Source organism: Butyrivibrio sp. NATIVEDY162 (assembly GCF_045999815.1).
Lineage (GTDB): Bacteria > Bacillota > Clostridia > Lachnospirales > Lachnospiraceae > Butyrivibrio.
This window is the reverse complement of record NZ_CP172573.1, coordinates 2,455,351-2,473,815: the sequence shown is the minus strand read 5'-3', so window position 1 is coordinate 2,473,815 and position 18,465 is coordinate 2,455,351. Positions and strand designations below refer to the sequence as shown.

Here is an 18,465-nt window from a genome sequence, read left to right as displayed (position 1 = left end):
TTATGTAAAAATATCCAGCAAAAGTCCTTCTATCTGACCTATCTTCGCCAGAATATTTATATTGTCTTTTTCATCCTTTACCAACTCTCTTGCAAGTTCATCAAGATTCTCATCTATAAGTCGTATAATACCGTAAACTCTATGTCGTCCTCTTCTGTCCAGAAAGTTTTCTCTGGAAAATGCATGAGACCTGGTAACTATCTCATTTAGAAAATCCTTTATTAGGATTCTGTATCTCTGCATATCCCTGATATCGTTCTTCTTCGAAATCTGTTTTCCCTGCTGAACAATATCCTGCATCATAAGGTTTAAGCGCTCTGCAAGTGATGAGTCCTCTATCTTACTGGTCAGAGTAAACTTAAAATCACCATTTACATCCTGCTGAGGCTGCGTCTCATGAACCTGTGTGGTTTGCTGAATATTGTCAATTCTGATATCCATAAAAAACCTCTCTAAAGCGATATATCACCGTGCCGGCCCACTGCATATTCAAGCCTTTTTCAAATTTCTTATTTGATCATATTCTGGATATAGCTCTCAATCTCGCTGATACAATCCTCAAGCGCCCCATCGTTGTCAAAAGTTCTGGTTATTCCTGCTTCTGCAAGCTTTTCATCAGAATAATCTGCCTTATCAGCTAAAAAACGCCTGCACATTTCATCATACTTAGGCTCTTCCTGCTTTAGCTCACGCTTCATGGCCCTTTGCATAATTGCACCGTCTGTAGCGCTTATCATAAGTGGGATAACATTTTCCTCGCCAAAATACTGACGCATGGACACGAACATTTCGACTGTCCCGATTATCAGGTAATTGCCCTTATCCAAATCAATCTGGCCATCATCAACGGTAAAATAATGCCATGGACCATACATAGTGTTATAAGTCCGTTCTTCTATAATTCTACGGTCAGCTTTGAATTTCTCATAGCGCTCAATGCTGCAAAAATAATATTGAACTCCGTCTTGCTCCTTCTCACGCATTGGCCTTGTTGTATATATAATAACCTTATTCAGAGGAATCTTTGCTCTCTCCAAAAGTCGGTTATAAACTGTATCTTTTCCACATGAGCTTCTGCCCATAATTTCAAATATTTTTCCCATCTTCTGCGGTACTTTTTAAAACCTTTACCTTTCTTGCTCCATTTTCAGATATATCTACACCCTGAATATTCATCTTTTCATTGATATATCTACCAATATTCATGATTATTTCTTTTGTAAAAACTTCCCCGGGGGCTATGATCGGTATTCCCGGAGGATACAAATTTATGAACTCTCCGGCTATTCTGCCTGATGCTGCACTTATATCTATTTCTTCCTGCATGGCATCCCAGGCTTCACACAATAAGAAAGCTGATTCAGGAATTTTTATATCATTTTTGCTATATTTGTTCATGACCTGAACTTTTTCTCTGCCTTCTATTTGCAGGTCAATATCTTTAATCGCTGTTATCAGCCTGTTTATACCTTCCTCTGTATCATAGCCTGTAATTATCATAAGCGAGTAAAAATCTCCCGCCATCTCAGGCTGAAGCCCATACTCTAATCGAAGTATATCATATAACTGCTGCCCTGTGATAGCGCCGTTCCTGGCATAGACTACTACCTTGCAGGGGTCCTGAATAACATCCATATTAACTACAGTAATATTTTTGCAGGATTCGGTTTTTTCCAGAATATCATTTTTATATCTTATTAATTTTGAAAAAATTCTTTTACTATTCTTCTCAATATCAGCTATACAGGAATCAATTGAAGCCATCAGTACATATGAAGGACTGCTTGACTGAAATATTTTTAAAAATCTGCGAAGCCTTTTTTTATCCACAAGATTTCCCTGTACATGGATAAGTGCTGTCTGCGTCATTGAAGCAAGTGTTTTATGAACACTGTGAATAACTATATCAGCTCCCTGAGACACAGCATTTTCCGGTATATCTTTATATAATCCAAAATGTGCTCCATGAGCAGCATCTACTATCAGAATTTTCCCGTGTCTATGACATATATCTGCAATCGTCCTAATATCGGATGCTATTCCTTCGTATGTGGGCGAAGTAATAAAAACTGCCTCAATTTTCTTATCTTCAGAAAGTGCTTTTCCTACTTCATTTGGATTAATTTTTCCAAGCAGTATTCCACCATCCGGAATTTTAACTATTTCAGGTAAAAGATATTGAACCTCTAATCTCCTTAAATATGCAATATGATACAAGGATTTGTGAGAATTACGCCCTGCAAGCAGTTTTCCTCCTTCAGATACAGCAGCAGAAACTGCCGAAAGCACTCCTGACGTACTCCCGTTTACCAGGAAAAAAGTTTCTTGTGCTCCATATAACCTTTTTGCCCGTTCCTGAGCATCGAATATGATTCCTTCTGCATCATGTAGGTTGTCATATCCATCAATTTCTGTAATATCAATATCCATATAACCTGTCATTTCAGTTGCATTTTTATTTCTTTTATGCCCAGGCATATGAAACGGATACAAATCATTTTCTTTTAATTTTTTTAGCTCTTCAAATATTGATCCCATACGACCTCAAAATATAATATTATATTCAATACCAACTCAAACTAATTAGTCTGATATTGTCTACCAAATCAATGGAGTAAATATAAAAATTTTATAAACTCAATATTTTCAAATAAGACTTTTAATATCAATATTGCTTGCGTTTATGTTTCGTTTCTGCATATTTTACACACTACTTTTTCTTTATTTATTATAACATGCTATTTTCCTTACTCTTTACATATATCCGGACAGTTTTCTAATATATTCCCCGATTTTCTCTTATTTTTAAAGTATTTGTAAATTTTCTATTATAAGTGTTATTTTTCTAACAAAATATTGTATAATGTAGTGTATGAGCGTTTAGCCGAGGTATAAACGCCGAGGCTATCACAATAGAAAAAAGAAAAGGAGTAAAGCAATGGCAGAAATCAATTTAACACAGTATGGCATTACAGGCACAACTGAAATCGTGCACAACCCTTCTTATGAGCTTCTCTATGAAGAAGAAAAAAAGGCTGGTCTTGAAGGATACGAAGTAGGTCAGGATACTGAACTTGGTGCCGTTAATGTTATGACAGGTATTTACACAGGACGTTCTCCTAAGGATAAGTACATCGTTATGGATTCAAATTCAAAGGACACAGTTTGGTGGACAACTGACGAGTACAAGAACGACAATCATCCTATGAGTGAGGATGTATGGGCTACAGTTAAAGAAATCGCTAAGAAAGAGCTCTGCGATAAGAGACTTTTCGTTGTTGATGCATTCTGTGGCGCTAACAAAGATTCACGTATGGCAGTTCGTTTCATCGTAGAAGTAGCTTGGCAGGCACATTTTATTAAGAATATGTTTATCCAGCCTTCCGACGATGAGCTTGCTAATTTCAAGCCTGATTTTGTAGTTTACAATGCTTCAAAGGCAAAGGTAGAAAATTATAAGGAACTTGGTCTTAATTCTGAGACTTGCGTAGCTTTCAATATCACAAGCCGTGAGCAGGTTATCATTAATACATGGTACGGCGGAGAGATGAAGAAGGGTATGTTCTCAATGATGAACTATTATCTTCCTCTTAAGGGCATGGCTTCCATGCACTGCTCTGCAAACACAGATATGGAAGGTAAAAATACAGCAATCTTCTTTGGTCTTTCAGGAACAGGTAAAACAACACTTTCTACAGATCCTAAGAGACTTCTTATTGGTGACGATGAGCACGGTTGGGATGACAACGGTGTATTCAACTTCGAAGGTGGTTGCTATGCAAAGGTTATCGGCCTTGATAAAGATGCTGAGCCTGATATCTACAACGCAATCAAGAGAGATGCTCTTCTTGAGAACGTAACTGTAGCAGCTGATGGTAAGATTGATTTCGATGATAAGAGCGTTACAGAGAATACTCGTGTTTCTTATCCTATCAGTCATATCGAAAACATTGCTTCTAAGGTTAACAAGATTTCTGCAGGTCCTGATGCTAAGAACGTTATCTTCCTTTCAGCAGATGCGTTTGGTGTTCTTCCTCCTGTATCTATTCTTACACCTGAGCAGACACAGTACTACTTCCTTTCAGGATTCACAGCTAAACTTGCTGGAACAGAGCGTGGTATCACAGAACCCACACCTACTTTCTCAGCTTGCTTTGGTCAGGCATTCCTTGAGCTTCATCCTACAAAGTACGGTGAAGAGCTTGTTAAAAAGATGCAGAAATCTGGTGCTAAGGCTTACCTTGTTAACACAGGTTGGAACGGTACTGGAAAGCGTATCTCCATCAAAGATACACGTGGAATCATCGATGCTATCCTCAATGGTGATGTAAATAAAGCTGAGACAAAGAAGATTCCGATTTTCGATTTCGAAGTTCCTACATCTCTTCCCGGAGTTGATCCTACTATCCTTGATCCTCGTGATACATATGCAGATGCTTCTGAGTGGGAAGCTAAGGCAAAGGATCTTGCTGAGAGATTCACAAAGAACTTCAAGAAATATGAAGGTAACGATGCTGGTAAAGCTCTCGTAGCTGCTGGCCCTAAGCTTTGATAATTTCTGTATAAATAAATCGAAAGGCTGTCACAATTGACAGCCTTTCTTTATGCATAAATATTATGTAGTTTGTTTTCTAATCATCTATAAAACTAGTTATCAGTTTCAGATATGTCTATCTGCTTTACTCTTACTTTTGCTTTGTGAAGCCCTATTGTCTCCATTGCAGAGCAATACTTATCAGCGAGTGTAACCACCCATGCCTCTCTACAAAGCGGTGGAATTATCGTTAATGGCCACATATGCTTCTTTATAATATCCTTTTCGCGCTCTGTCAGTACAAAGTCCCTACATGCATTTTTAAGGGCTGTTCCTGGGTGATAAAAACCATGTAGCTTAGGATGTATGTTTCCCTTTTCTTTACCATCTATATGCCAATCATAGAGAAAATAGTCATGTAATAATGCCCCACGCACCAGATCACGTTCTACGCATTTAGCATGTAGAAATCTGTTTATTCTAATAGCTCTTTCAGCCACATTTATACTATGTTCATATACAGACATGTCACCATGCTGAATGAAGCTATGTGATTTTATAAATGAATGAGATAAAAGAATTTCCTGTCCATGTTTCCTTAGAATCTCGTGGATCTTCTTATGTCTCTCTAATCTTTCTTCTTTTGTCATGATAAAATACCGCCTTATTGCTAAATCCAAGATTCATTTTAAAATCTTATAATGAAATTATCAATAAATATTTAGTTAAATAGTGCCTCTGTTGAAATAAATTATCATTTAAAATGCATGGAAAACTTCTATATTGAAAAATATATAAAGAATTAATAAAAAAGATGCCTAGACTCGGAATCGAACCAAGGACACGAGGATTTTCAGTCCTCTGCTCTACCAACTGAGCTATCTAGGCAAATTTGAGTAGCGGGGACAGGATTTGAACCTATGACCTTCGGGTTATGAGCCCGACGAGCTTCCAGACTGCTCCACCCCGCGATATTAAGTTGAATGGATGGCGGTGGATTCGAACCACCGAAGCAATTTGCAGCAGATTTACAGTCTGTCCCCTTTGGCCACTCGGGAAGCCATCCATATAAGAGCCGATGAGCGGACTCGAACCGTTAACCTGCTGATTACAAATCAGCTGCTCTGCCAATTGAGCCACATCGGCTTATTTCTGAGAACATCATCTCAGAAATAGTGGGGCCTACAGGGCTCGAACCTGTGACCCTCTGCTTGTAAGGCAGATGCTCTCCCAGCTGAGCTAAGACCCCATTTTCTTAAAAACCAAATATTAGATTGTGAACGACCCGAAGGGGGTTCGAACCCCTGACCTCCGCCGTGACAGGGCGGCGCTCTAACCAGCTGAGCCACCGGGCCAGATCTTCGTCTGTACCTTCAAAACCGAACACTAAAGATTTTACAACATCTTATTCAGGAAGTCAACATATTTTTTTGTTCTATATCCATATTGGACAAGCCCTCGACCTATTAGTACACATCAGCTGAACACGTTACCGTGCTTACACCTTGTGCCTATCTACCTCATAGTCTCTAAGGGGTCTTACTGCTAAAAGCAGGGATATCTCATCTTGAGGGGGGCTTCACGCTTAGATGCCTTCAGCGTTTATCCCTTCCGGACTTGGCTACCCAGCCTTATGCATCTGGCGATGCAGCTGATACACCAGCGGTCCGTCCATCCCGGTCCTCTCGTACTAAGGACAGCTCCTCTCAGATATCCTACGCCCGCGCCGGATAGGGACCGAACTGTCTCACGACGTTCTGAACCCAGCTCGCGTACCGCTTTAATGGGCGAACAGCCCAACCCTTGGGACCTGCTACAGCCCCAGGATGCGATGAGCCGACATCGAGGTGCCAAACCACTCCGTCGATGTGAACTCTTGGGAGTGATAAGCCTGTTATCCCCAGGGTAGCTTTTATCCGTTGAGCGATGGCAATCCCACTTTCATGCCACCGGATCACTAAGTCCTACTTTCGTATCTGTTCCACCCGTCGGTGTCACAGTCAGGCTCCCTTCTGCCTTTGCACTCTTCGAATGGTTTCCGTCCATTCTGAAGGAACCTTTGAGCGCCTCCGATACCCTTTCGGAGGCGACCGCCCCAGTCAAACTCCCCGGCAGACATTGTCCCCGGACCGGTTTCACGGTCCTTGGTTAGAAACCCAGTACTATAAGGGTGGTATCCCAACAGCGACTCCGCTGCAACTGACGTCACAGCCTCTCAGTCTCCCACCTATCCTGTACATACAGTACCGAATCCCAGTATCAACCTGGAGTAAAGCTCCATGGGGTCTTTCCGTCCTGGCGCGGGTAACCAGCATCTTCACTGGTACTTCAATTTCACCGGGTGCATTGCCGAGACAGTGCTCAAATCATTACGCCTTTCGTGCGGGTCGGAACTTACCCGACAAGGAATTTCGCTACCTTAGGACCGTTATAGTTACGGCCGCCGTTTACTGGGGCTTAAATTCAAAGCTTCGCTTGCGCTAACCTCTCCTCTTAACCTTCCAGCACCGGGCAGGCGTCAGCCCATATACCTCACCTTTCGGTTTCGCATAGACCTGTGTTTTTGCTAAACAGTTGCTTGAGCCTCTTCTCTGCGGCCTGCTCTCGCAGGCTCCCCTTATCCCGAAGTTACGGGGACATTTTGCCGAGTTCCTTAACAATGCTTCTCCCGCCGGCCTTAGGATCCTCTCCTCATCCACCTGTGTCGGTTTACGGTACGGGCTGATGATACGCAATAGTGGCTTTTCTTGGCAGTACGTCCATGTGCTTCACTACTCTCAGTTCGCTCCCCCTTGCGGGACCGGGTTTTCCTTTCCCGGCTCACACTTTCGTCCTGCGTCCCCACAGTTTCTGATATCATCAGGTGCAGGAATATCAACCTGCTGTCCATCGACTACGCCTTCAGGCCTCGCCTTAGGTCCCGACTTCCCCAGGGCAGATCAGCTTTACCCTGGAATCCTTGGATATTCGGCCTGGAGGATTCTCACCTCCATCTCGCTACTCATTCCGGCATTCTCTCTTCACAGCGCTCCATCGCTCCTTTCGGTACGACTTCGACGCCCCTGTGAATGCTCCCCTACCGATCTTAAGTACCCGTAGATACTCAAGATCCCCAGGCTTCGGTGTCGTGTTTCAGCCCCGGTAATTTTCGGCGCAGGACCTCTCGGCTAGTGAGCTATTACGCACTCTTTGAATGTGTGGCTGCTTCTGAGCCAACATCCTAGCTGTCTGTGAAATCCCACATCCTTTTCCACTTAACACGCACTTTGGGACCTTAGCCGTGGATCTGGGCTCTTTCCCTTTTGACTGTCCAACTTATCTCGTACAGTCTGACTCCTGTTCTTATCCTTACTGGCATTCGGAGTTTGATAATCTTTGGTAAGCGGTGAAGCCCCCGCGGATATTCAGTGCTCTACCTCCAAAAGGAATGATACAGGGCTAGCCCTAAAGCTATTTCGGGGAGAACCAGCTATCTCCGAGTTCGATTGGAATTTCTCCCCTATCCACACGTCATCTCCACCCTTTTCAACGGATGTGAGTTCGGACCTCCACAGCCTTTTACGGCCGCTTCATCCTGCACATGGATAGATCACCCGGTTTCGGGTCTATGTTATGTGACTTTCGCACTGTTCACACTTGGTTTCCCTTCGGCTCCGGACCTCAGGCCCTTAACCTCGCCGCATAACATAACTCGCCGGACCGTTCTACAAAAAGTACGCGATCACTCTCATAAGGAGCTTTCGCAGTTTGCAGGCACAGGGTTTCAGGTTCTCTTTCACTCCCCTCCCGGGGTCCTTTTCACCTTTCCCTCACGGTACTATGCGCTATCGGTCACTAAGGAGTATTTAGCCTTACGGGGTGGTCCCCGCGTATTCAGACAAGGTTCCACGTGTCTCGTCCTACTCTGGATACTGACTCGCTTCGGACAATTTCGCTTACGGGGCTCTCACCCTCTCTGGCAGGTCTTTCCAGGACCTTTCTGCTATCGTCCTCCATCGATTTTTCAGTCCGAACCCCGGGTGCAAGCACCCGGTTTGGGCTCTTCCGCGTTCGCTCGCCGCTACTTACGGAATCACGGTTGTTTTCTCTTCCTCCGGCTACTTAGATGTTTCAGTTCACCGGGTTCCCTCCACATGCCTATGTATTCAGCATGCAGTGACAGGAGTCTTTCCTGCCGGGTTGCCCCATTCAGATATCTGCGGCTCTCAGTGTATTTGCCACTCCCCGCAGCTTTTCGCAGCTTATCACGTCTTTCATCGGCTCTTAGTGCCAAGGCATCCGCCCTGCGCCCTACATAGCTTGACCAGCTATATAGAACTTTTGGTCCATTTAATAACCACGTTCCCGCATATATCTGATATAGCGTTATCGATATATGCTTCTTTATGTATTTCTACATTGTTGTTTTCTGGATCTCGAATCTCGCTTTCGCAGATTCGTTCGATGTCTTTTAATCGGATTCTCTGATTAAAATGTTTTCTTCAGTATTCGGTTTTCAAGGTACAAACTCTGACTGTTTTACCAGTCATCAGGAAACGGAATCGCTTCTATCTCCTCATCACTGTTAAAGCTTTTTCTTTTTAAATCCGGCAGCCACCTATCCTCCCATACCGTCTCCAGTATAGTACTTTCGGCCGCTCTGGTCTTAACCGTCGTGTTCGGGATGGGTACGGGTGTTTCCCCAGAACGCATCGCCACCGGAATCTCTTTGCTGCACCTGGCAACAAAACAGTAATGCAACTCCCTACTTCTTCCTATTCCTTAGAAAGGAGGTGATCCAGCCGCAGGTTCTCCTACGGCTACCTTGTTACGACTTCACCCCAGTCATCCGACCTGCCTTCGACGGCTCCTTCCTTACGGTTAGGTCACCGGCTTCGGGCATTTCCGACTCCCATGGTGTGACGGGCGGTGTGTACAAGACCCGGGAACGTATTCACCGCAGCATGCTGATCTGCGATTACTAGCGATTCCAGCTTCGTGCAGGCGGGTTGCAGCCTACAGTCCGAACTGGGTCGTTATTTTTGGGATTTGCTCCCCCTCGCGGGCTCGCTTCCCTCTGTTACGACATTGTAGCACGTGTGTCGCCCAGATCATAAGGGGCATGATGATTTGACGTCATCCCCACCTTCCTCCAGGTTATCCCTGGCAGTCTCCATAGAGTTCCCATCTTACTGCTGGCTACTATGGACAAGGGTTGCGCTCGTTGCGGGACTTAACCCAACATCTCACGACACGAGCTGACGACAACCATGCACCACCTGTCTCAAATGTCCCGAAGGCCTACAGGCATTACCCTGTATTCATCTGGATCTCAAGATCTGGTAAGGTTCTTCGCGTTGCTTCGAATTAAACCACATGCTCCACCGCTTGTGCGGGTCCCCGTCAATTCCTTTGAGTTTCATTCTTGCGAACGTACTCCCCAGGTGGAATACTTAATGCGTTTGCGTCGGCACTGAAGGACTGTGTCCCCCAACACCTAGTATTCATCGTTTACCGCGTGGACTACCAGGGTATCTAATCCTGTTTGCTCCCCACGCCTTCGAGCCTCAACGTCAGTTGCTGTCCAGTAAGCCGCCTTCGCCACCGATGTTCCTCCTAATATCTACGCATTTCACCGCTACACTAGGAATTCCGCTTACCTCTCCAGTACTCTAGTTACACAGTTTCCAAAGCAAGCCCACAGTTGAGCCGTGGGGTTTCACTTCAGACTTGCATAACCGTCTGCGCTCCCTTTACACCCAGTAAATCCGGATAACGCTTGCCCCCTACGTATTACCGCGGCTGCTGGCACGTAGTTAGCCGGGGCTTCTTAGTCAGGTACCGTCATCTCCCTTGCGGGTCTTTCTTCCCTGCTGATAGAGCTTTACATACCGAAATACTTCTTCACTCACGCGGCGTCGCTGCATCAGGCTTTCGCCCATTGTGCAATATCCCCCACTGCTGCCTCCCGTAGGAGTTTGGGCCGTGTCTCAGTCCCAATGTGGCCGTCCGACCTCTCAGTCCGGCTACAGATCGTTGCTTTGGTAGGCCGTTACCCCACCAACTGGCTAATCTGACGCGGGCCCATCTCGTACCACCGGAGTTTTTCACACTGTACCATGCGGTACCGTGCGCTTATGCGGTATTAACAGTCGTTTCCAACTGTTATCCCCCAGTACGAGGCAGGTTGCCCACGCGTTACTCACCCGTCCGCCACTAAGATTTAACAAGATTCTGCCGAAGCTTCATCAGCGTCAAATCTCCGTTCGACTTGCATGTGTTAGGCACGCCGCCAGCGTTCATCCTGAGCCAGGATCGAACTCTCACGTTTAAATGTTATCTTAAACTTTTCGTTTAAGATCGTTCGTCTGACCAGAACTTAAGCTTGGCTTTTGTTCTGTCCGTTTTACCTTTAGTTAGGTTGTTTTGTTCTCTGAATATTCTTTTTTGGAATTTTCAGGGTTGCATTACTATTTCATTGTCAATGTGCTTTGTCTTGGCTTGTCAGCCGCAACTCTGACAGAATATCATGTTGTGAGCTTTTTGTCAAGAACTTTTTTCGTTCGCTCCAAATTCGTGAAGCGCTGATTCCTTCCGGTCAGTCGTCTGTCACTCGCAGCGAGCGAATATAAATATATCACCAGCATAGATAAGTGTCAATCACTTTTTTTATATTTTTTTACTTTTTATAAAAAATTTAAAATCATGATACTTTCCATGCTTTTAGGTACAAAAAATCCCCGATTATTAGTCGGGGAATAATTTGAACGGAGAAAGAGGGATTTGAACCCTCGCACCGCGTGAACGGTCTACACCCTTAGCAGGGGCGCCTCTTCAGCCACTTGAGTATTTCTCCATGCCTGAAACCTCTACCAAACGGTATTTGGTTGCTGTTAATTGTTTCTTTATTAACGCAAAAGTTATTATACCTAGTCACTGAGATATTGTCAACAACTGTTTTTATTCACAATTATATTCTTTTATAGCCATATCATATAGATTATTTCCAAGACTATCAATTACCACAATAGCCGGAAAATCTTTTACCTCCAACATGCGTATAGCTTCCGTTCCAAGATCATCATACGCCATGACTTCAGATTTTATTATAGCTTTAGAAAGAAGGGCACCTGCACCACCTATTGCCGCAAAGTATACCGCATTATTTCTTATGATAGCCTCTATCACTTCTTGTGATCTTCGACCTTTACCAATCATTCCTCTTAATCCCATATCAAGTAATCTGGGCGCATACTTATCCATACGGCTTGCGGTTGTAGGGCCGGCGGATCCAATAGGTCGTCCATCCCTGGAAGGTGAAGGTCCCATATAGTAAATTACATTTCCATCAATATCTATTGGTAGATTATCACCTCTGTCAATTGAATCATTCATCCTCTTATGTGCGGCATCCCTTGCAGTATATATTGTTCCGGATAAATATACTAAATCCCCGCTTCTCAATGATTTTGCCGTATCTGTATCAAAAGGAACTATTATTTTTCTTTCCATATGTATTTCCTACTCTTTTTTAGTTGCCTGATAAATAAGATCTTTAAAACAGCATACTAAAAACATTTTTGAATTTTAACCGTATTTTTTATCCTTAAATGTATTTCTTCTATATATAGTATGTTTTCTATTCTTATACTACAACACTTCGATGTCTGTTTACATGGCAACATATGTTAACTGCCACAGGAAGCCCCGCTATATGGGTAGGATATGTGTTTATATTAACAGCAAGTGCTGTAATGACTCCCCCCAATCCCCCGGGCCCTATGCCGGTTTTATTGATTCTGTCCAAAACTTCTTCCTCCATATCTTTTACATATGGAATCTCAGAATGTTCGCCAACTTTTCTGGTCAGAGCCTCTTTAGCCATAATAGCGCACTTTTCAAAAGTTCCACCTATACCAACACCTATTACCATAGGAGGGCAGGCATTTGGTCCGGCATCCTTAACAGCCTGAACAATGGCATTTTTAACTCCCTCGGCCCCATCTGCAGGCTTGAGCATAAATACTCTGCTCATGTTTTCACTACCAAAACCTTTAGGAGCGATGGTTATCTCAATCTTGTCACCTTCTACGATATTGTAGTGTATAACAGCAGGCGTATTATCGCCTGTGTTTTCCCTGATAAGCGGGTCTTTTACAACTGATTTTCTAAGATATCCATCTGTATAGCCCTGTCTTACCCCTTCATTTATGGCATCTGTTATTAAGCCACCTTCTATATGAACGTCCTGTCCTATATCAACAAAAAAAACAGCCATTCCAGTATCCTGGCATATAGGTATCTGCTCTTCATCAGCTATTTTAAGATTTTCCTCAAGCTGAGCAAATATACTTTTACCAAGTTCAGACTTTTCATTCGCCTTCCCTTTGGTGATAGCCTCCTTCATATCAGGAGACAGTCTGTAGTTCGCATCTATACATAGTTCTTTGACAGCTTTTGTTATTTCCGATACATCAATATTTCTCAATTTGTTCCTCCAAAAGACATTCTCCTGTTATGTTGTAACACTCATTTTAATTTGTCACAGAGTTCTTTTAATTCTTCTGCAGAAGGTTCCGTCGGATTCCATAGTATATGCTGTCCGTCATTTTCATATCTGGGAATAATATGAAGGTGGAAATGATGCACAGTTTGTCCTGCTGCAGCTCCATTATTCTGTACCAGATTTATGCCATCTGCCGAAAGTTTTGTCTTTAGTGTGGTCGCAAGTTTTTTAGCAAGTTTCATCGCTTCTGCTGCAGTATCATCAGGCAATTCAAAAAGATCGGAATAATGATCCTTAGGCAAAATCAGACAGTGTCCTCTGGTTGCCGGTCCATTGTCCAAAATTACATTAAATCTGTCATCTTCATAAATTGAGTTAGTCGGTATTTCCCCGTTTGCAAGTTTACAAAAAATACAATTTGAGTCTTTCATAGCCATTCCTCCATAGTATATTTTTTTCGTCCAATTACAGTAATAAGTAGTGTTATTACAATTCCTCCAAGAAGTCCGCCTATATGAGCTGCATTATCTATGTTGCCTGCTGTAAATCCGCTATATATCGATAGTGCTATCATAAGACCAAGTCTGAATATTAGATTCGAACCTTTCCTTATTCTATTTCTACCAAATAATACTATTACAGCAACAGCACCTATTATCCCAAACACAGCACCACTTGCACCTATAGAAGGAATATAGTCTCCCGAGACATAATCATAGACCATACTGGACAAGTTACCAATTATTCCTGATAAAAAATAAAGAAATAAATATGCTATATGCCCAACATCATGTTCCACATTTGCTCCCACAAAAAACAATATGAGCATATTACTGAAAAGATGTTCCAAATCCGCATGCAAAAACATTGAAGTAATTAATCGATACATCTCTGAACCGAGAATAATTAATTCACTTCTATGATCAAACATATTTATGAATGACTCACCGGCTATCATACTATATATAAAAATAACAATATTCATAATGATTATTGCAGAATTTATATATGAAGCTCTCATTATGCCCAGCTGCCTATTCCAAAATGCTTCGGTTATATCAGCCTCATATTTTTCAGAGTCATCAACTGTTTCGTCTTGTGTATGCTTATTTTCTTCTTCGTTTTTTATATCAAAATCACTCACTTTTACTTAAATTCAAACAACTGATCCATAGTTCTAAGTAGTTTGAAATCCCCCTTCATTTTGAGATTTCCTTCCATGAAAGCTCTCTGGAATGTCAATCTTCCAGCGACTATCTGTTCCATTATTGTAGTATTCATCGAAACATGAACACTACACTGAGCAGCTTCTCCAAGTTTGCACTCAATATTTTGATTATCTATTTTGACCATGATGTCTTTATCTTTTACCTGATCAAGAAGTGAAATTTGATATACCGCATGAATTCCTGCTACCGGTTTGAAGCAATTTTTTAATTTGCTCACATAATCTTCTGCATGCTCCGCAGCATGATCCTTATCCATCTTATCCCTGAAAATGCTGCTCAATTCCTGAATATCTTCTTTTTGCTTCTGAACATACTCTTCGTTGGAAATATAACGTGAAAGCTGTTCTGTCTCCTGAGGGGTAAGATCTGTTATCTTAGTTATGGAAACCCTGTTCTTTACAGCCTGATTGCTGGTAGGAAGGGATTCCATCTTCTGATTCATATTCCTATAAATATTCTCAGCCTTTTTTTCTATAAGATTCTGGTAACTTTCATTCCGCTCAAAAGTAGATGTATCTGCAATATAGCCACATATTCCATCAAGGGGAATTCCACCTAAAATCTCCCATGCCGAAGAAAGCTCCATCATGCCTTCACGCTCACCATGCGTCGTTGACATTACTATAGGTGCCATATACAAGCCTGCAAGTTTTTCTTTATCACCATATAGCCAGCATGCATCCAAAAATTGATGCATATATCCCCCAACACCAAACCACTCAACGGTTGATGCCAATATAATTCCGTCTGCATTTTTCAATGTACCCGGAAGGGCTGTGATTCCATTTTTCTGCTCGAAGAGATTAAACTGTTCGACCTGAACATTCAGCTCTTTGAATACTTCTGTCATTCTGGAAAGGACTATAAGTGTGGGATCGTCAATAATCCCTCTTCCGCCATAGTATATATTGATTTTCATACCGAATTCTCCATACGAAATTAACTCAAACTAAAGCTTATTATATCATAATTCTCTAACAATTTAGCGGAATGCATACACACATTTTCCGAATGAAATCTCATCATTTTCCTCAAGCGGCACTTCTTCATTAGGCATGAGTCGCTTTCCATTTATATATGTTCCGTTTGTTGAATTTAAATCCTGAATCCATACGGTATTACCATCTGCCTCCGGCTTATATATTTTCGCATGCATTCTAGAAACACTCCTGTCATTTACAACAATATCCGAGCAGGATGAAAGCTTTCCTATTACAATTGGAAGTATTCCCAAATCTATATTGCTCTGATTGGATCCATCCATCGCATACAATTTATGCCCTCTGTTTCCAAAGTCCATTGTCAAAAGCACAGTTTCCTCTTCATCTTCCGAATAATCCGTTCTTTCAGTTTTCTTAACTGCTGCCTTCTCAAGTTTTTCTTTTTTACCTCTATATAAGCTGTTAACTTCTATAGGCTCTTCAAAAGATAACTCTTTACTTTGATCGTCTTCATCAAGTTCCTTACTCTTTGATCTTATAAAGGCTTTATTGTTCTTCCGTACCTGCATTACAAAACACGTAAGAGACATCATAGTCGATACCATAAATACAGCAATATCAAGGAGATTCTCTTCATAAGTCAATACATATGCATATCTTAAATATACCAGCGCCCCTGAAACCAAAGCAAAAAGTATGGCCATTAAAAGATTTACTCCGATCGGACTTTTTATTCCAATTTTCTTTTCATTTACTTTCTTGTCTTCGTAATCTTCTTCCTCACTGTCCTCTTCAAACTTTTTTAAATACTCATTTTTGTTTAAAGTAACTTCTTCTATTACAAATCTTTCTTTTTCACCTTCATTTTTCTCTTCTTCAAGAACATTTTCTACAAAAGAAATATCAAGTTCACTGCCATCATATAATGAATCCAGTAGCTTATATATAAGCTTTGAACCTTTCTCATCCTCCATATCTGCATATTCCATCAGATTTTCCAGGAAGGATTGATTCTCCAGTGCTTCGTATCCGGGATCATATATAAATGAAAAATTGCCGGTGGATAGCTCTTCAAAAATAGCTTCAGGAGATAGAACTATATGACATGGATCAAGTAAATAATCACCAAGGCTTTTTGATGCCCGAATATAATCTTCAAAAAAATGCACAATTGCTTCATAGGTCATTTTTTTCCTGCAATATCTGTTTTTTATACTTTGCTTTTTGTCAATTTCAAAATAGAGATAATAACACTCATCCATATTCCTTAAGGTAAAAGGAAGAAGACCATTTATCTGATTGTTTTCAAGCATTTTATACTGAAAAATGTTCTCTTCATCCTGCTTGGTCTGCATTATTATGTAATTATGTTTTGCATCCTTAAAATACTGTATGTCCATTTATCATTCCCTTTCCTTTTTTAAATGTTTTCCTGCAATATCCATACCTCTTTTTATACGTCTGACTGTTTTGGCATTATTTCGTAGTTTTAAGCCGGCCTTTGCTTCTGATTCCCAAAGTCCAGGAATGCCGGAAAAATATGAGTAAAGTGCTCCATGATTTGTTGTTATTTTTCCTTGTATAGTAATTTCTTTCCCGCTTTGCTTTGCTATTATTTCCGGGTCAGTACTGCCAAAATATTTTTCTCCTGTTTTTTCTTGGGCATGGTCCACAACATACTCGGTCAAAGAAGCGTATCCCTGGTTTTCATAGAACAAAGCCGCTCTAAATCCAAGAATATATACGTCCTGTGACAAAATACATCTTCCATAAACCAAAAAAGACATATACACTATCAAAACGATTCCAAAGATTGCTGAAGGTATCACAAGAGCTGCTTCAACTGTCATATATGCCCCAAGCCCTGTTCTATCATGTGAATACAAAACGCAATACCCCCATACCTGCAGTCAAAAAAGGAATGAATGCCAACGTGCTTTTTCCGTTCACTTTTCGCGTCACTAATAGAGCTGCTCCAACTATCGCTGAAAATGTAAAGGCTGCCAGTAAAACAACGAGCATGTCTGTCATGCCAAGTAGTGGTCCCAGTGCCAGGACCATAAGTCCATCCCCGATACCGAGACTGTTACCTGAGACCAGGCATATAACTATAAGTATAATTCCGGGTATAAACGACATAAGAAACTCGTAGATGTCATTTCTTGAGTAATTTATCTGGTATAGTCTGTAAATAAGTGAAATAATCAGCTGAATAAAAGGAAAAGTAATCGATATCTTTTTATTCTTAATATCTGCAAAAGATGCAAGAAGCAGCACTGATATTGTGATCAGATTAAATAAGTTATTCATTCCTATATTCTTATCTATTATATTTAGCAGTTCCATTTTTCCTCATTTCCTAAATCAATACGCACATTCACTGCAGGGGCTCCTGCCTGCTGCCTCGGAAATCCGTACTGTTTTTATTGTTCTTTTAATACCACTACAATTTCTGTCACTGTGATACTTGTTACCGTAATTGGTTATATAAACTGTAGTCGCTGCTCTTTTTCCGCAGTACTCGCAAGGATAATATTTTCCTCTGTCCTTATTTCTTTTTGATGAAACTTCGCTCTTTAAGACGCTCTTTACGGATAGCTTAAGGTGAGAGCAGTCAAGACTCTTGTGATATGCAGTTCCATGCTCTGTTATGTATACAAGTTCATCTGCATCATCCTCTTCCGGAGGCGGGTTTACTCTTACGTCATATCCTGTAAAAGCGTGTCCGTAGAATCTGCCTTCAAGTTTAAATTTTTTGAAGGCTGCTATTCCAAATAGCGGATGTACTTTATATGTCGCGACAATATCTATGGTATCCGCATCAGATCCGAATAATGTTTGTGTAAAACTAAGGCCTGAAGCACCATCACAGACAGGGCTTTTGTTTAAGCGCTCCTCCCCAAGATAATTCTTAACCATTCTGCCGGCGGTAGCAGCATTAACTGCCCCTGATGCAATATCCTCTATACTTCCACCATCTCCATATCCTAAGAATGACTTTGTTGCAGCTTTGCTTATCATTATCTGGCTGCCTGTCTGATGCAGGGCTGCTTCCAAGTCGCATTGGAGTGTTAGGATGTCAAAGATACATAAAAGATTTATAAAGAAGAATAAGAATATGGGTAGCACTATCGAAGCCTCAACTGTCACAGAAGCAGCCAGCGACGACCTTTTTCTATATGCCCGAAGAAGCATGTTGTCCTTTGAAATATGATTTAATTTAGAGTTCACCGAACTTTTTTCCATTTTTTTATTTTTCCTTTTTTATTTTTTCGA

General features: G+C 41.6%; 14 protein-coding genes, 7 tRNA genes and 3 rRNA genes. 1 reads left to right on the top strand and 23 read right to left on the bottom strand.

The genetic code is table 11. The features are described from left to right. From ACHCNF_RS10730 to ACHCNF_RS10720, 3 genes are all read right to left on the bottom strand, one after another. The gene (locus ACHCNF_RS10730) at window positions 1-441 is read right to left on the bottom strand and encodes a YaaR family protein (protein WP_408069786.1); all 441 of its coding nucleotides are present in this window, start codon (window positions 439-441) and stop codon (window positions 1-3) included. Window positions 442-509: 68 nt separating this feature from the next. Further along, window positions 510-1,103, bottom strand: a complete 594-nt coding sequence (locus tag ACHCNF_RS10725) for a nucleoside/nucleotide kinase family protein (RefSeq protein WP_408069785.1) — start codon at window positions 1,101-1,103, stop codon at window positions 510-512. Continuing rightward, window positions 1,087-2,538: an aminotransferase class I/II-fold pyridoxal phosphate-dependent enzyme gene (locus tag ACHCNF_RS10720; RefSeq protein ID WP_408069784.1), complete on the bottom strand. Its 1,452-nt coding sequence runs from the start codon at window positions 2,536-2,538 to the stop codon at window positions 1,087-1,089. Before ACHCNF_RS10720 ends, ACHCNF_RS10725 begins: the two co-directional genes overlap by 17 nt. Window positions 2,539-2,938: 400 nt before the next feature. Here ACHCNF_RS10720 and pckA point away from each other — a divergent pair, with 400 nt between their 5' ends. Continuing rightward, window positions 2,939-4,552 (top strand): phosphoenolpyruvate carboxykinase (ATP), encoded by a 1,614-nt coding sequence (pckA, locus tag ACHCNF_RS10715; RefSeq protein ID WP_408069783.1) that lies wholly within the window; start codon window positions 2,939-2,941, stop codon window positions 4,550-4,552. A gap of 95 nt (window positions 4,553-4,647) precedes the next feature. Here pckA and ACHCNF_RS10710 read toward each other — a convergent pair whose 3' ends face one another. The 20 genes from ACHCNF_RS10710 to ACHCNF_RS10615 all read right to left on the bottom strand — a co-directional run bounded on the left by ACHCNF_RS10710 (window position 4,648) and on the right by ACHCNF_RS10615 (window position 18,435). Beyond that, on the bottom strand, window positions 4,648-5,184 hold the full coding sequence (locus ACHCNF_RS10710) for an HD domain-containing protein (protein WP_408069782.1): 537 nt from the start codon (window positions 5,182-5,184) through the stop codon (window positions 4,648-4,650). A gap of 165 nt (window positions 5,185-5,349) precedes the next feature. Next, window positions 5,350-5,422, bottom strand: a tRNA-Phe gene (locus tag ACHCNF_RS10705). 9 nt (window positions 5,423-5,431) lie between these two features. Beyond that, a tRNA-Met gene (locus tag ACHCNF_RS10700) sits at window positions 5,432-5,505 on the bottom strand. 13 nt (window positions 5,506-5,518) lie between these two features. Next, window positions 5,519-5,600, bottom strand: a tRNA-Tyr gene (locus ACHCNF_RS10695). Between the two features lie 7 nt (window positions 5,601-5,607). Next, window positions 5,608-5,680: transfer RNA gene (locus tag ACHCNF_RS10690), tRNA-Thr, on the bottom strand. A 30-nt stretch (window positions 5,681-5,710) separates the two neighbouring features. Further along, window positions 5,711-5,783 (bottom strand) — tRNA-Val (locus ACHCNF_RS10685). Between the two features lie 32 nt (window positions 5,784-5,815). Further along, window positions 5,816-5,889 (bottom strand) — tRNA-Asp (locus tag ACHCNF_RS10680). A 91-nt stretch (window positions 5,890-5,980) separates the two neighbouring features. Next, a 23S ribosomal RNA gene (locus ACHCNF_RS10675) occupies window positions 5,981-8,839 on the bottom strand. A gap of 279 nt (window positions 8,840-9,118) precedes the next feature. Continuing rightward, window positions 9,119-9,236 (bottom strand): 5S ribosomal RNA (gene rrf, locus ACHCNF_RS10670). Window positions 9,237-9,299: 63 nt separating this feature from the next. After that, window positions 9,300-10,844: ribosomal RNA gene (locus tag ACHCNF_RS10665) — 16S ribosomal RNA — on the bottom strand. The 16S, 23S and 5S rRNA genes sit together here with 7 tRNA genes alongside, the layout of an rRNA operon. 437 nt (window positions 10,845-11,281) lie before the next feature. Next, window positions 11,282-11,369, bottom strand: a tRNA-Ser gene (locus tag ACHCNF_RS10660). Between the two features lie 104 nt (window positions 11,370-11,473). Next, window positions 11,474-12,025 carry a Fe-S-containing hydro-lyase gene (locus ACHCNF_RS10655; protein ID WP_408069781.1) on the bottom strand — a complete coding sequence of 184 codons (552 nt, stop codon included), beginning with the start codon at window positions 12,023-12,025 and terminating at the stop codon, window positions 11,474-11,476. 133 nt (window positions 12,026-12,158) lie between these two features. After that, the gene (locus tag ACHCNF_RS10650) at window positions 12,159-13,001 is read right to left on the bottom strand and encodes a fumarate hydratase (protein ID WP_408069780.1); all 843 of its coding nucleotides are present in this window, start codon (window positions 12,999-13,001) and stop codon (window positions 12,159-12,161) included. Between the two features lie 41 nt (window positions 13,002-13,042). Next, window positions 13,043-13,450, bottom strand: coding sequence for an HIT family protein (locus ACHCNF_RS10645; RefSeq protein WP_408069779.1), 408 nt, complete (start codon window positions 13,448-13,450; stop codon window positions 13,043-13,045). Next, window positions 13,447-14,163, bottom strand: coding sequence for a rhomboid family intramembrane serine protease (locus tag ACHCNF_RS10640; protein WP_408069778.1), 717 nt, complete (start codon window positions 14,161-14,163; stop codon window positions 13,447-13,449). The genes ACHCNF_RS10645 and ACHCNF_RS10640 overlap by 4 nt, the downstream gene beginning before the upstream one ends. A gap of 2 nt (window positions 14,164-14,165) precedes the next feature. Further along, the gene (locus ACHCNF_RS10635) at window positions 14,166-15,167 is read right to left on the bottom strand and encodes an SCP2 sterol-binding domain-containing protein (RefSeq protein ID WP_408069777.1); all 1,002 of its coding nucleotides are present in this window, start codon (window positions 15,165-15,167) and stop codon (window positions 14,166-14,168) included. Between the two features lie 63 nt (window positions 15,168-15,230). Further along, a complete protein-coding gene (locus tag ACHCNF_RS10630) occupies window positions 15,231-16,589 on the bottom strand; it encodes a DUF6382 domain-containing protein (protein WP_408069776.1) in 1,359 nt (452 codons plus the stop codon). A 3-nt stretch (window positions 16,590-16,592) separates the two neighbouring features. Then, a complete protein-coding gene (locus tag ACHCNF_RS10625; protein WP_408069775.1) occupies window positions 16,593-17,075 on the bottom strand; it encodes a hypothetical protein in 483 nt (160 codons plus the stop codon). Next, the gene (locus tag ACHCNF_RS10620) at window positions 17,062-17,535 is read right to left on the bottom strand and encodes a prepilin peptidase (RefSeq protein ID WP_408069774.1); all 474 of its coding nucleotides are present in this window, start codon (window positions 17,533-17,535) and stop codon (window positions 17,062-17,064) included. The genes ACHCNF_RS10625 and ACHCNF_RS10620 overlap by 14 nt, the downstream gene beginning before the upstream one ends. Window positions 17,536-17,553: 18 nt before the next feature. Further along, window positions 17,554-18,435, bottom strand: a complete 882-nt coding sequence (locus ACHCNF_RS10615; RefSeq protein ID WP_408069773.1) for a hypothetical protein — start codon at window positions 18,433-18,435, stop codon at window positions 17,554-17,556. Window positions 18,436-18,465 lie beyond the last annotated feature (30 nt).